This is a genomic window from Bradyrhizobium sp. (assembly GCF_004799405.1).
Lineage (GTDB): Bacteria > Pseudomonadota > Alphaproteobacteria > Rhizobiales > Xanthobacteraceae > Bradyrhizobium.
In genome coordinates this window covers 14,848-28,123 of sequence record NZ_SSMW01000028.1, presented here as the reverse complement: position 1 = coordinate 28,123, position 13,276 = coordinate 14,848, and the positions used below count along the sequence as shown (strand labels likewise).

The following is a 13,276-nucleotide window of genomic DNA, read 5'->3' as shown; positions in this document are numbered from 1 at the left end:
CCAGGGCGCTGGCGAGGCAGTCGGCTTGAACAGAATTTGATCAGACCCGGCCTAGTTTCTGGCGTGCCTGACGGACCGCATCTCGGCGTACTTCGCAGCCCGACTGACGGCCTCGCGTACCCTGTTGACCGGGATGGCAAAGCCAATCCCGACATTGCTTCCGGTCGGCGCGGTAATCGCGGTGGTAATGCCAACGAGTTCTCCGCGCAGGTTTAGCAGCGGGCCGCCCGAGCTGCCCGGATTGAGCGACGCATCGGTTTGAATGAAATCCTGATAGCCGCCCAGGTGGAGTCCGGAGCGGTGCAGGGCGCTCACAATTCCATGACTGACGGTTATTCCCATGCCGAACGGATTGCCGACGGCGATAACGTAGTCTCCAACTTCCAGCATATCCGAATCACCCATCGGAAGTGCGACAAGGTCGGCAACCGCGATCTTTATCACCGCAATGTCTGTGTCTGGATCGGCATCGACGCGGGACCCCTGAAAGCGGCGTCCGTCCGGAAGGATGACAGCGATGTCGTCGGCTTCCTCGATGACATGAGTGTTCGTCACGATAAGTCCCTTGGGGCCGTCAACAACAACGCCTGTAGCGCTGATCTCGCGATCCGTGGATCGATACGGGGCATCGGGAAACCCCGTCTCAGGATCGACAAACATGGGCTGCACCGGAGCGCTCGCCCTGACCGTAATACTGACCACGCCTGGAATGACTTTCTTCACCAGCGGCGCGAGTGTCGGAGACGACGATGTTTCAGCGAGAACGCCAAGCGCTTGAGCCCGACCTGCCGTCGTCAATACAGGCAAGAGCGTCAGCGCCAAGATCAGGCAGGCGATTGCCGTCGACGCCGGCCTGGCAAACGGCGCCAGACCTTCCCGCCACGTCAACGGCCGGCCATTTCGTCTTATTTGCATCCCGCACATCCCTTGTATCGTTGTCGTCCGGCGGTTCGGCCGGTTGAGTGCTCAGAGCGGTGCGTCATCCGTTGTCGATGGGTCGTACTGCACTGAAACAAAATCGCCGCCGCCAAGGTCCTCTTCGGGAGGCGGGTAGCTGCAGAGCTCATCCTGTACGTGTCTGACGCCGGGTACATTCTCGGCTGCCACAATCGCAGCCTGCCGGCAGCGTTCGTCGGTTATGATGCCGCCGAGATGCACGACACCATCGCGTACAATGACGTTGAACCGGGAAGGCGACCAGTCGCTGCCATCGATCGCCGCCACGATGTGACTGCGAATTTGATCGTCGGTGGCGGTCGGATCCGGAACGTCGGGAACGAGTGCGGCGACTGCTTGCAGCAGATTGGATCTGGTCACGATGCCGACGAGTTGATCGCCGCGCATAACGGGCAGGCGCTTGATATGGTGTCTCTCGATCAGCCGGACTGCGTCTTCGAGAGACGCATTCTCTGCAAGGGTAGCCGGATGCGGTGTCATGATCTCTCTGACCTTGCGACCCCGCTCATGCACGAATTCGGACGCGATCTGACCCGGTCCGATCAAGAACTGCAGCCAGCGGCCCCGCTTGCGCTCAGTCCCGATTTCCGCCCGGCGAATAAAATCGCCTTCTGAAACGATGCCGACCAGCTTGCCGGCCGTGTTGACCACCGGCAGTCCGCTGATGTGATGCCGCAGCATGGTTTTCGCGGCCTCAAACACCGAAGTCTCGGGGCCGACCGTGACCACATTCCGGCTCATTACTTGATGCGCGCGCATTCAGTGAGTCCAATCCCGAAATTAACGCCACAACGCTAAGGGAAAAGCCACGCAAGGGCTTGATCGAGATCAATCGGGATTGTCGCGGGGAAATTGCGGGGGTTGCCGCGCTTGTGGCGCGGGCTCGGCAAAGCGGCTACGGCGTGCGAAGGGGTTCTGCCGTTTACCTCGCCGCTGCGATCGTGGGTGCGTTCTCCTCGAAAGCTGCAGCGATCGCATCATCAACCCGCTCGAGCCAGATGAATTCCAACTTGTCGCGGGCGCCCTGTGGAATTTCATCGAAATCCCGCCGATTTCGCGCCGGCAGCATCACCCTGGTGAGGCCGGCAGCCGCGGCCGCGACCACCTTTTCCTTGATGCCCCCAACGGGCAGCACCAGACCGCGCAGGGATATCTCGCCTGTCATGGCGGTGTCGCTTCTGACCGTGCGGCTGGTGAGCAGGGAGGCCAGCGCGGTAAACATCGCAACCCCCGCGCTTGGCCCGTCCTTGGGCGTGGCGCCGGCCGGCACATGGACGTGGATGTCGCTTTTTTCAAACACCGAGGGATCGATACCGAGCTGCGCGACGCGGCTTTTTACCAAGGTCAGGGCCGCCTGCGCGCTCTCTCGCATCACCTCGCCAAGCTGACCCGTCAGGATCAACGCTCCTTTTCCCGGAATGCGGGTCGCCTCGATGAAAAGAATATCGCCTCCGACCGGGGTCCAGGCCAGTCCGGTTGCGACGCCGGGAACACTGGTGCGCATCGCGATCTCGTTTTCGAACCGGGGCTGGCCGAGAACGCCCGTGAGGTCCTTTGCGGCAACGACGACACGACTTGAGCTGCCTTCGGCGATCTGCACCGCCACATGACGCAGCACCTTGCCGATTTCCCGCTCGAGAGCACGAACACCGGCCTCGCGGGTATAACCCTTGATCATCAGCCTCAATGCTTCAACGTCGATCTCGGCCTGCTCCGGTTTCAGGCCGTTCGCCTCAAGCTGACGGCGAACCAGATAGCGTCGCGCTATCTCAAGCTTTTCATCCTCCGTATAGCCCGGCAGGCTTATGATCTCCATGCGGTCCAGCAACGGTCCGGGAACGGTATCGAGCATATTGGCCGTGGCTATAAACGCGACCCGGGACAGGTCGAACGGCACTCCCAGGTAATTGTCGCGAAACGTCGAATTCTGCTCCGGATCGAGAACCTCCAGCATCGCGGCCGATGGATCGCCCTGAATTCCCCGTCCCATCTTGTCGATCTCGTCGAGCATCATGACGCAATTGCGCGATCCCGCCTTTTTGATCGCCTGAATGATATTGCCGGGCAGCGCACCGATATAGGTCCGCCGGTGGCCGCGGATTTCCGCCTCGTCGTGAACTCCGCCCAGACTGACGCGGACAAACGGCCGGCCCATGGCTCGTGCGATCGACTGTCCCAGCGATGTTTTGCCGACGCCGGGCGGGCCAACGAAGCACAGGATCGGCGCTTTGCCCTGCGGCGCCAATTTCCGAACCGCCAGGTATTCGATAATCCGGCTCTTGATTTTTTCCAGGCCGAAATGATCCTCGTCGAGAACGCGACGCGCCTCCGGGATATCTATTTCTTTCTCGGCCGGCGAACTCCAAGGCAGCTCGATCAACCAATCGAGATAGCTCCGGACCATGCCTGCCTCTGCGGCTGATTCCGGCATTCGCTCGTAGCGCCGCACTTCCTTTCGCGCCTGGCTTTCCGCCTCCGCCGGCATCTGCGCTTTTGCGATGGCCTCGTTCAACTCCGCGACTTCCTGCGCCTTTCCGTCTCCTTCCCCCAATTGGCGCTGAATGGTTGCCATTTGCTCGCGCAGGATCGCTTCGCGCTGGCGTTCATCGAACGTGGCTTTGGTCTTTTGGCCGATCTCGGCCGTCAATCGAAGCACTTCGAGCCGCTCGGCCAGGTAGTGCGAAACCTTCTCCATACGGAGTGACAGGTCGATCGTCTCCAGGATCTCCTGCTTGTCCTGTGGTTTGATGTCCATGTAGGAGGTGGCGAGGTCGGCGAGGGCCGCTGGAGAGGTGACCGATTGAAACGCACCGACGAGTTCGGGCGGCGCCTGAGGAAGCAATCGAATGGCCTCGATGGCTTGCTGTTGCAAATTCAGAAACCGCGCCTCTATCTCCGGTGAACTCGTCGCGGGTTCCGGGATATGGAGAACCCGAGCCGCCGGAAACGGCGTGCCAGGAAGGAAGTCAAGGACGCGGCCGCGCTGGACGCCCTGGCAGATGATGTGATGGGTTTCATCGGGGCCGGTAATGTAACGCACGATGTTGGCGACGGTGCAAATCCGGTAAAGATCCTCGGGACCCGGATCGTTCGCTTCGATGTTTCGCTGGAGCAGAATTCCGATCGGCCGCTGCTCGCGCAGCGCCTGTTGGGCGGCGGCGATCGATTTCGGCCGAGCGATCGTAATCGGAGCCACGACGCCCGGAAACAGCACGGTATTGCGAACCGGGACAATGATAAGGGCATCGGCGGGAATAGCGACAGGCGCAGCCTCACTCGCGGCGTGTTCTTCGTTGACTGGCGGCATGGCCATCCTCAAGCAGACTTTGACAGGCGTAGCGCAATGCATCCGTTCACGGCGAAGCGGCTGACGGCGTAACGCCCCGTGGGCAGTACGATACGGCGCTCGAACCGGCCTTGCGGGAGCTCGAGCCGGTGAATCCGGGCATTGCGCAACTCGACCGGCAGCACCCGGTGTCCGCTGATGATCAGCGTGCCGCTATCGATCACGGCCTCGACCTGATCGGGATCGACGCCGGGCAGCGCCACCAGAATGAGAATTTCCCGGTCGGTCTCCAGGACATCGATGGGAGGCTCCCAGCTGGGTTCCCGAGAGCCCGCCGACGACCGCAAGCTGAAGAACTGCTGATGCAGCCGATTGGCGCGGGCGAGCGAATCGACGGCTTCGGCCAACATCCAGTTCATGGGATTTTTTGACGACATTGGCGTCCTCGCGTTCACGAATTCCTGAAACGGCCGCTTTCGCGCCATGCGGCCATGCTCTTGCAAAAGCATCCCGCTGGATTGCCGGAATAGTTCTACGCTTGGGCCATCTCGTCAATCGGAGGACGAAATAGTGCAGGAGCCTGCCCTAGGACGTGCCGGCAGCATTTGCCCGCATTCGCGCAATGATGCCGGCGGCAATCTGCATGGTGGTGCCTGCCGCCCAGCCGACGCCAATCAGCAGGGCAGTGCCTGGGCGCGCGGTCTCGTCCAGAATAATGCTGGACACGGACGCCACCGCCTCTACCGCGGCGAGGAAAGTACCGGCCGCGCTGAGCAGTTCCACGGCGTCCCAACTGGAACCCAGTCCCTGCCGGAGCGGCAAGTGCATTCGGTGGTCTGGAGGAACAGGGGGCAGATCAATCCCAAGATAGAAGCCGACGGCTCCATAAAGCATCAGGGCCAAGACGGCAGCAGCCGAACCAAGCAGATCAATGTCAGCCCTTCCCACATGCGCGGCGACGAACAATCCGCATGCTGCCCCGGTCAAGGCGAGCCCCGTCCGTTCCAGGACGTGCGCCGACCGGCTGATGGTGGAGCGGGTATGCCATGGATCGCTGCGCTTGATCATTTGATTTGGATACCAGAAAGAGCCTGAGAACTGTTGATCAAGGTCAAGTCGGACACAGTGTCCTGGCGGCCAGGCAATGCGACGGCAAACCTCATGCTGGGCTTGGCGGCTTTGACCACATATGCCGTCTGGGAGTATTGGTCGCCGGCCTTGAGGTGGGCCGCGATTCCAAAGCTGGTTATTCCGATACTTGCCGCCAGCCCAACGACCACGATTTTAAGATGGGTCGTGCGATCTGCGCTGTAAATCGAATAATTCATCAACGCCTCCTAGTGCTTCCACGGTTTCAGAATTGGGACGACCGATCTTTTGGAGAAGGCTCTCAAGCGTCCATGTTGCGCAGGCGCTGGCGGTTTCGCAGGACGATCTGGCGCGCGCCGGAAAACCCGAGCACCCCTTCGCTGTGCAGTTGCGAGAGCGCCCGCGAAACGGTCTCGATGGTCAACCCCAGATAATCGCCAATATCCCTGCGGCACATCGGAAGCGCCATCATGCCTGTTACGGTCAGGCGGCGGTCCATTTCCAGAAGAAAACTGGCCACACGCTCCATCGCGTTTTTGCGGCCGAGAAGCAGCATGTGGTTTTCGGCGTGCCGAAGTTCTCCGGCGGTCATCGACCAAAGGCTGTGGGCCACCTGGACGGTGATACCGGCCGCCTGCTCCAGGCTCCGCCGTTTCACCAGACGCACGGTCGTGTCAACGATGGCCTCCGCCGTGAGGCGGTGCGCTGGTCCCGACTCCAGCCCGAACACGTCCCCGGGAAGGTAAAACGCGCCGATCTGACGCCGGCCGTCGGAAAGCAACTTGTAGCTCCGAACCGAGCCGCGGATGACCTGGTAGACATAGTCGGAAGGTTCGCCCTCCCCGTAAATTTCCTCGTCCTTTTTGTAGGAGAATTCCGTCGCCACGAGGCCCGCCTGGCCGGCGACCATGTGGAATTGGTCGGGGGCGGAGAGGGCCGCTGGGCTGATTTTGCCAGCCATATCGGAAGTGCTGATCGATTGGGTGAGCATGGTGCCATCTCCTGCCGGGGTTGATGGCTATTTCCTAATTGATATGACCGGGCTTCGATATTTCGCTTCTTATCTTAAGGGGGCACCCCTAAGTAACTGACCGGAGGCAAGTTCGGGTCTGGGACCGGACAGAGAGGCGCGTTGTGCCGGGGGCGGGCGTAGCGTGCCCAGGCGGAATCGGCGATGAAAAAAACTGCCTTTAGCGAAAGTCTATCAGTTGCTTGAACCGGGTCCGGTCGTCCTGCTGACGACCGCCCGCAACGGCCGCGCCAACGTCATGACAATGTCCTGGCATATGCACAACGCAATCCGAAGACCATCCACCATCACGGCTACGGCAAGTTCGTGGTGGACGGCGATACACTCAAGCTCAAGTCGAGGATGCGATAAGGAACGCGCTCCCGAAAAGATACTAAGAGTCCCACCGATCGGCGGATCATTTACGCTGATCGGTGGCCGAACGGACGATGCCAATCTTGAAATACCGCTTCGCGTAGGCGACGATCTGGGGATCGCTGGGATGGTCGGCGGCTTCCACCGCGGCTATTCGATTGCCGACCTGCGGATTATGTTCGCGAATATACTTGGCTAGTTCGATCTTAGTGCCGGCCGGCCCGAGGATCAGGATCTCACCGGCATCGCTGACGGCGTCCAGTACCTGTTTAAGGAATTCCCCGCTTTCATGGACATGGCCGCTGCCGATCGAGTTGGCCTTGTGATGAATATGCCGCGTCGGCATATGGGGGTGCAGGACGACCTCATCGAGACCGGAAAAGCCGATGTGGAATATCTTGGCCTGAAGGTGGTCGATCCACACCACCGCGTGAAAATGTGACTGCATGATCCTGATCCGTTCGCTGGCGAATTAAATCGCCCGTTTCCATTGCTCATCTTCGGGAGAGTAGAGATATACCCCCGAGTTGGGTTCAAACCAACAAAGATGATCGTGAACCTTCATAACGCCGGAAACGTTCTCGGCCGCGACAATTGCCGCCTGCCTCGATCGTTCGTCCAAGATGACGCCGCTGAGGTGGACGATGCCATCGCGTACCGTGACGCTGAGCGCGATTGGTCCCCAATCGTTTTTTTCGATCGCCGCAAAGACGCGGTTGCGAATGCGGTCATCGTCGGCGGTCGGATCCGGCACATTGCGGGCAAGGTCTGCGACAGCTTGAAGAAGGTTGGCGCGCGTCACGATACCGACCAGCCGATCTCCACGCAGTACGGGAAGGCGTTTGACATGATTCTTTTCCATCGCCTTGACGATCTCTTCGAGCGTGACATCTTCCGTCACGGTGAGGGGCTCCGGTGACATGATTTCGCTGACCTTGCGGCCTTGCTCATGCACGAAGTCAGTCGCAGCCCGACCCGGTCCAACCAGTATCTTCAGCCATCGGCCGCGTTTCCGCCCGGTTGCTATTTCCGCGCGGCGGATAAAATCACCTTCCGAGATGATGCCGACCAGTTTGCCGGCGTCATCAACGACCGGAAGTCCGCTGATGTGCTGCTGCAACATTGTGTTTGCAGCATCGGCAATGGAGGTGTCGGGTTTCACGGAGATGACCTTGCGGGTCATGATTTGATGGGCGCGCATTGATAGGCTCCAGCTTTCGGATCGCCGATAACATTAATAATGTTACGCCACCGGACTTTCGTGCACTTGACGCAGGTCAAGTCGCAAGATCGAGAAGGAGGAAATCTTCCAGTGCTTGATCCGCATCAACGCTTCGCGGGTTTCCATGCTGCAATCAACGCACAATGGTGCCGTCGGCAAGCCGGAGCGATCGAAAGTCAATGAAACAAGGTCAACAAATCCCGACGCCCGCTCATCCCTATCGACGTCGCGAGGCGTTGCCATGGCAACGGCCGAAGGCCCTCGAGGAAGACCCCGAGGCGATGCGGCGGGTGCAGGCGATCCTCAAAAGCCCGAGCTACCGTCCCGCCGACACCGATCCTGCGTTTCTTGCACGGGATGACCTGCGCGGCGTGCGCTTGCAGATCGACTACCTCAAGCCTGAATTGCTGCTCCGCGAGCATGACATCGAGCAGACCATCGTGGTTTTCGGCAGTACGCGGATCGGCGAACCCGCCGCGGCGCTTCGCAAGGTGCAGGAATTACGTGCTTTGCTGAAGGTCGACAAAAGCAACGACGAACTTCGGCGCCGGCTGGCGGTTGCCGCGCGAGTTCAGGCCAACAGCCGGTACTATGACGTCGCCCGCGAATTTGGACGTCTGGTAGCGACGGCAAATCGAGGCGCCCGCAAACGCCATACCGCCATTGTGACCGGCGGCGGCCCGGGGATGATGGAGGCGGCCAATCGCGGAGCGTTCGACGCGGGAGCCAAGTCGGTCGGGCTGAACATCAGCCTGCCGCATGAGCAATATCCGAACCCCTATGTCACGCCCGAACTCTGTTTCAGTTTTCATTATTTCGCTCTGCGCAAGCTTCACTTCCTGCTGCGGGCCAAGGCGCTGGTCGCGTTCCCTGGTGGTTATGGCACGCTGGACGAACTGTTCGAGGTGCTAACCCTGATACAGACACGAAAAATCAAGCCGATGCCGGTGGTGCTGGTGGGCGAGGCCTATTGGCGTCGGGCCGTCGACGTGGATTTCCTCGTCGATGAGGGCGTTATCGATTCCGAGGATCGGGAATTGTTCTGGTTTGCCGAGACGGCCCAGGAAGCATGGAACGGCATTTTGCACTGGCACGACGCGAGCGGCGATCCTTTGCACACCGCATCATGAGCGACGGCTTTACGTCGGTCGATCCTGTGATGCCCCATGCGAATCCGGTCTCGATGAACGAATGCAAGGGAGCGTAATTTGAAAATATCCTTTCACGGCGCGGATCGCAACGTCACTGGCTCCTGTCACTTGGTTGAATGCGCCGGGAAGCGGATCTTGATTGACTGCGGGCTGTATCAAGGCAGCCGAGAGTTGGACGAGGAAAATGCCCAACCGTTCGGCTTTGACGCCGCCAGCATTGATTATGTATTGCTAACCCATGCACATCTGGATCATTGCGGCCGTTTGCCTCTATTGACCAAGCGCGGCTTTCGAGGGGAGATCATCACGACATCCGCCTCGCGTGAGTTGACGCGACTGGTCCTGCTGGATGCAGCCTATCTGTTGGAAGAAGAAACGCGTCACCTTGCGCGCAGGGGCAGTCACGCAGGTGCACGTAGTCACGCGACAAGCCCGCTCTATTCGACCCTCGACGCGCTGAACTGCCTCGACAATTTCGGGCGGACCGCAACCTACTCCGAGGTTTTGGAAGTTAGCCCCGGCGCGAGCGCGACTTTCATCGATGCCGGGCATATTCTGGGCTCCGCCAGCATCTTTCTGCAACTTTCGGAACAGGGCCGTTCGACCAGCGTGCTGTTTTCCGGTGACCTGGGCAACGGCGGTCATGGGCTGCTGCGCAGCCCGGCGACGCCGCCCCGCGCCGATAATGTCGTCATGGAAACCACGTATGGAGACCGGCTGCATAAGCCATTAGGTCCATCCATCGCAGAGCTGTTTGAAGCGATAAGCCAGACCTTCAAACGAGGGGGAAATGTAATCATTCCGACCTTCGCCCTGGAGCGAGCGCAGGAGTTGCTCTATTTCCTGAATGACGGCATCAGCAAGGGGCAGCTCGCGAAATCGACGCAAGTGTTCCTCGATTCGCCCATGGCGATTTCGGCTACCGAGATATTCCGGCGCCATCCCGAGTGTTTTGAGCCTGCAACCGCAAAATTATTTCAAGGCGGGCACGATCCATTTTATCTGCCAGGGCTGCATTTCACCCGAGAAGCCGCCGAATCCGTCGCGCTGAACAACATTCATGGCGGCGCCATCATCATGGCCGGGTCGGGCATGTGCACCGGCGGCCGCGTGCGGCATCATCTGCAGCATAATCTGGGCTGCGATAAGTCGGCCATCGTATTCGTCGGCTACGCAGCCAGTGGTACTCTCGCGCGACAGATCATCGATGGCGCCAAGCAAGTGAGAATATTCGGCGAGGACATTCCGGTCAGGGCACGCATTTATACCATCAACGGCTTCTCCGCTCATGCCGACCAGGCTGAATTGCTGGCCTGGCAAAAGCAGACCGGTGCAAAGCGGACGTTCCTCGTTCACGGTGAAGAAAACAGCATGAACCAGTTCGCGACAAACCTTGTTGATGCCCGAGTCGAAATGCCGCAGCAGAATCAGAGTTTTGAATTGTGAGATAGCAGACTTTGTACTTGTCGGCCCGGTTCTACGGGCTTTGAACTTGGTCGCCGCTACCTCCTGGCTCGTGGGTCAACTCTTCGGACATCAGATCGCTGTCTGGTTCATCGATTGCATGTCCAAGCTTTTCACGTGCTGCTTCCTCGATCCGGGCCGCAAGCGCCGGTTGGCGGTCCATCAGCGCGTGAAGGTCCAGTGCATCCAGAACCAACAGCCGCGTCGTCGTCACGGCTGTCACCGTCGCCGAGCGGTGCGTTCGGCGCAGCGCCGCGATCTCGCCGAAAAACTGGCCGGTGCCAAGCTGTAGATGCTTGTGCCGCAGTTTTACTTCCACTTCGCCGTCCGCAATGAGATACATCGCATGGGCAGGCTCGCCACGGCGGGCGATGACCGTCCCGGCATCCACTTTCTGAGCCCGCAACATCGTCATTACATCCGCGATCTCACTCGCGGTCAGGGCACGGAACAGCGGAATACGGGCGACAAGGCCCCAGGTTATAATGAAATCCCTGCGGTGTACCTCGTTGGCAAAAGCAGTGGCGAAAATACCCACCGGCAGCGCCATCATGAGCAGTCCGGCGAAAATGGTGAAGCCTGCCAGAACGCGTCCCAGCACGGTGACTGGAACGACGTCACCGTAACCGATCGTCCCGAGCGTCACGATCGACCACCATAGCGCATCCGGAATCGTTCCAAACCGCTCGGGTTGCGCCGCGCGCTCGGCCAGGTGCATCAGTGCTGCCGCGATAAGTGCCGTGCCTAGCAAAATGACAAAGCATCCGCTCAGCGCGCGGCGCTCGGAATACAGGGCGTCCAGAAGCGAACGCATCGCGGGCGAATAGCGCGTCAGCTTGAAGAAGCGCACCAGGCGAAGAACGAGCAAGATCCTGAAATCGGAAGCAATGAAAATGCTCAGCCAGAATGGCAGAATAGCCGCAAGATCGATCAGCCCGGAGAAACTCAGCGCGAAACGCAGCCGTCCGAGAACTGCGCCGCGTTTCAAGAGGGGATGTTCGACCGCGCACCAGATCCGCGCGGCATACTCCAGCGAAAACACCAGCGTCGCGGTCCACTCGATTACGCTGAGCGGCAGGGCGTAAGTCCTTGCCATCTCCGGTACGGATTCGATCACGGTTGCGGTCAGCGTGACAACTATCAGCAGGATCAGGAACCGATTGAGCGCAAGGCTTGCGCCCCCGGCACCATCGCCCTGCTCAAGCACCGCGTAGACGCGACGGCGCAACCTGCCGATCGACCTTTTCGGTTGCGACGGGGCTTTCAGGGCGGAAGTCAATGGGACATCAGTGTCGGCACGGTCATGGATTGAAACATGCCGCGCGTGACACCGCCCAGGATACGCTCGTTCAGGCGCGAATGACCGTAGCCGCCCATGACGATCAGATCGATACCGGTGTCGGCCGCAATCGAGAGGATCGTCGGCTGAATATCCGCCCGGTCAGCGCTCATGCTCTCGATGCGCGCGGTAAGCCCGCGCCTTGCGAGATGAGCCACCAGGGCCGCTGCAGATACTTCGGCGGGTATTTCGGGTATTTCCGTCCCATTCACGGTGATGACGGTGATGGCCTGCGCACGCGTCAGAAACGGCATGGCGTCATGAAGGGTTCGCGCGGCCAAGCGGCTGCCGTCCCAGGCAATGCCGATGTGCTTCGGTTCAAAAGGACCTTTATGGGTGTATGGAATCAACAGAACCGGGCCGCCGGACTGAAAGAGAATCTCTTGAGGTACGGTGTTGTCGAACGTATCGCGACCAGCCTCGGGCTGCAGCACGACCGTTAAGTCGTGGAGCCGTGCCAGGCCGCTCACGGCTGCCGCGGCGTCGGCAGACACACTTGGAAGCGGCTGAAGGGCATAGCTGATGCCGGCGTTGCGGGCTTCGGCTTCAAATACCGCGAGCGTGGCGTTAGCTCGCGCAAGCGCTCGTTCACACTCGATTTCAACCAAGGCTGCGAGTGCCGCGCCCCCATCAGGAGCCAAGTCCACGTTTGTGTATTCAAAGCCAATCGAAACTGCGTCGAGATGCGCTGCATGAGTCATTGCCAGCGAGACGGCGGCGTCTACGACCGGCCTTATCGGCCGTTCGGAAGGGATATGGACGAGAATATCTCTAAGCATGACGGCTCTCCGCGCATTCATAACAGGCGTCCGCCCCTGCGGTCCGCATTCCAACTAAAGAATAAAGCGGTTGCCCGATTTGATCCACCTCAACCCAGTCTGATCCCCCCGCGACTAACTATCAACCATCTCCCGCGCACCCGGCGCAGGGTGGTCGAAGGATGGAAAGATGGCAAGAGTTGCACTGGTCTCGGGCGGAACGCGCGGTATCGGCGCCGCCATTTCCGAGGCGCTGCTCCAAGCCGGGTATCGGGTGGCTGCGACTTATGCCGGCAACGTCGCCGCCGCAGAAGCGTTCCGGGCAAAGACGGGAGCCGCTGTGTACCGCTGGGACGCCGCGGATTTCGAAGCCTGTACCGCCGGCATCCGCGAGGTTGAAGCGGCCATCGGGCCGATCGATGTGCTGGTCAACAATGCCGGGATCGTCCGGGATAGCTCGCTGCACAAGATGACCAAGGCCCAATGGGGTGCAGTCATCGCCACCGACCTCAATGCCCTCTTCAATATGTGCCGCCCGGTGATTGAAGGCATGCGGACCCGCAAGTTCGGTCGCAAGGCGGGGGATCTCGGCTTTACCCGCGCACTGGCGCTGGAAACTGTCGATC

At 60.1% G+C, this 13,276-nt stretch carries 13 protein-coding genes and 1 pseudogene; 3 read left to right on the top strand and 11 right to left on the bottom strand.

Features of this window, described 5'->3' with window-relative positions; genetic code table 11:
* Positions 1-51: 51 nt before the first annotated feature.
* From E7813_RS04995 to E7813_RS04955, 9 genes are all read right to left on the bottom strand, one after another.
* Complete coding sequence (locus E7813_RS04995; protein WP_291571470.1) at positions 52-888, bottom strand: trypsin-like peptidase domain-containing protein; 837 nt, start codon at positions 886-888, stop codon at positions 52-54.
* 78 nt (positions 889-966) lie between these two features.
* Positions 967-1,716 carry a CBS domain-containing protein gene (locus E7813_RS04990; protein ID WP_291571468.1) on the bottom strand — a complete coding sequence of 250 codons (750 nt, stop codon included), beginning with the start codon at positions 1,714-1,716 and terminating at the stop codon, positions 967-969.
* Between the two features lie 163 nt (positions 1,717-1,879).
* The gene (gene lon, locus E7813_RS04985; protein ID WP_291571466.1) at positions 1,880-4,270 is read right to left on the bottom strand and encodes an endopeptidase La; all 2,391 of its coding nucleotides are present in this window, start codon (positions 4,268-4,270) and stop codon (positions 1,880-1,882) included.
* 2 nt (positions 4,271-4,272) lie between these two features.
* Complete coding sequence (locus tag E7813_RS04980) at positions 4,273-4,680, bottom strand: Hsp20/alpha crystallin family protein (protein ID WP_291571464.1); 408 nt, start codon at positions 4,678-4,680, stop codon at positions 4,273-4,275.
* A 148-nt stretch (positions 4,681-4,828) separates the two neighbouring features.
* On the bottom strand, positions 4,829-5,311 hold the full coding sequence (locus E7813_RS04975) for a hypothetical protein (RefSeq protein ID WP_291571463.1): 483 nt from the start codon (positions 5,309-5,311) through the stop codon (positions 4,829-4,831).
* Positions 5,308-5,571 carry a hypothetical protein gene (locus tag E7813_RS04970; RefSeq protein WP_291571492.1) on the bottom strand — a complete coding sequence of 88 codons (264 nt, stop codon included), beginning with the start codon at positions 5,569-5,571 and terminating at the stop codon, positions 5,308-5,310. The genes E7813_RS04975 and E7813_RS04970 overlap by 4 nt, the downstream gene beginning before the upstream one ends.
* A gap of 62 nt (positions 5,572-5,633) precedes the next feature.
* The gene (locus E7813_RS04965) at positions 5,634-6,323 is read right to left on the bottom strand and encodes a helix-turn-helix domain-containing protein (RefSeq protein WP_291571462.1); all 690 of its coding nucleotides are present in this window, start codon (positions 6,321-6,323) and stop codon (positions 5,634-5,636) included.
* 436 nt (positions 6,324-6,759) lie between these two features.
* Positions 6,760-7,164: a translational machinery protein gene (locus E7813_RS04960; protein ID WP_291571460.1), complete on the bottom strand. Its 405-nt coding sequence runs from the start codon at positions 7,162-7,164 to the stop codon at positions 6,760-6,762.
* A gap of 24 nt (positions 7,165-7,188) precedes the next feature.
* A complete protein-coding gene (locus tag E7813_RS04955; protein ID WP_291571458.1) occupies positions 7,189-7,917 on the bottom strand; it encodes a CBS domain-containing protein in 729 nt (242 codons plus the stop codon).
* Between the two features lie 302 nt (positions 7,918-8,219).
* On the opposite strand from E7813_RS04955, the gene E7813_RS04950 reads away from it, so the two are divergent.
* Both E7813_RS04950 and E7813_RS04945 read left to right on the top strand, forming a co-directional pair.
* On the top strand, positions 8,220-9,068 hold the full coding sequence (locus E7813_RS04950) for a TIGR00730 family Rossman fold protein (RefSeq protein ID WP_291571490.1): 849 nt from the start codon (positions 8,220-8,222) through the stop codon (positions 9,066-9,068).
* 78 nt (positions 9,069-9,146) lie between these two features.
* Positions 9,147-10,535 (top strand): MBL fold metallo-hydrolase, encoded by a 1,389-nt coding sequence (locus E7813_RS04945; RefSeq protein WP_291571455.1) that lies wholly within the window; start codon positions 9,147-9,149, stop codon positions 10,533-10,535.
* Between the two features lie 31 nt (positions 10,536-10,566).
* Here the strand turns inward: E7813_RS04945 and E7813_RS04940 are convergent, their stop codons facing one another.
* Both E7813_RS04940 and E7813_RS04935 read right to left on the bottom strand, forming a co-directional pair.
* The gene (locus tag E7813_RS04940) at positions 10,567-11,781 is read right to left on the bottom strand and encodes a cyclic nucleotide-gated ion channel (RefSeq protein WP_291571454.1); all 1,215 of its coding nucleotides are present in this window, start codon (positions 11,779-11,781) and stop codon (positions 10,567-10,569) included.
* 47 nt (positions 11,782-11,828) lie between these two features.
* Complete coding sequence (locus E7813_RS04935) at positions 11,829-12,671, bottom strand: universal stress protein (RefSeq protein WP_291571452.1); 843 nt, start codon at positions 12,669-12,671, stop codon at positions 11,829-11,831.
* Between the two features lie 169 nt (positions 12,672-12,840).
* Here E7813_RS04935 and E7813_RS04930 point away from each other — a divergent pair.
* Positions 12,841-13,266: pseudogene (locus E7813_RS04930) on the top strand (SDR family NAD(P)-dependent oxidoreductase); the annotation flags it as partial.
* Positions 13,267-13,276: the final 10 nt, after the last annotated feature.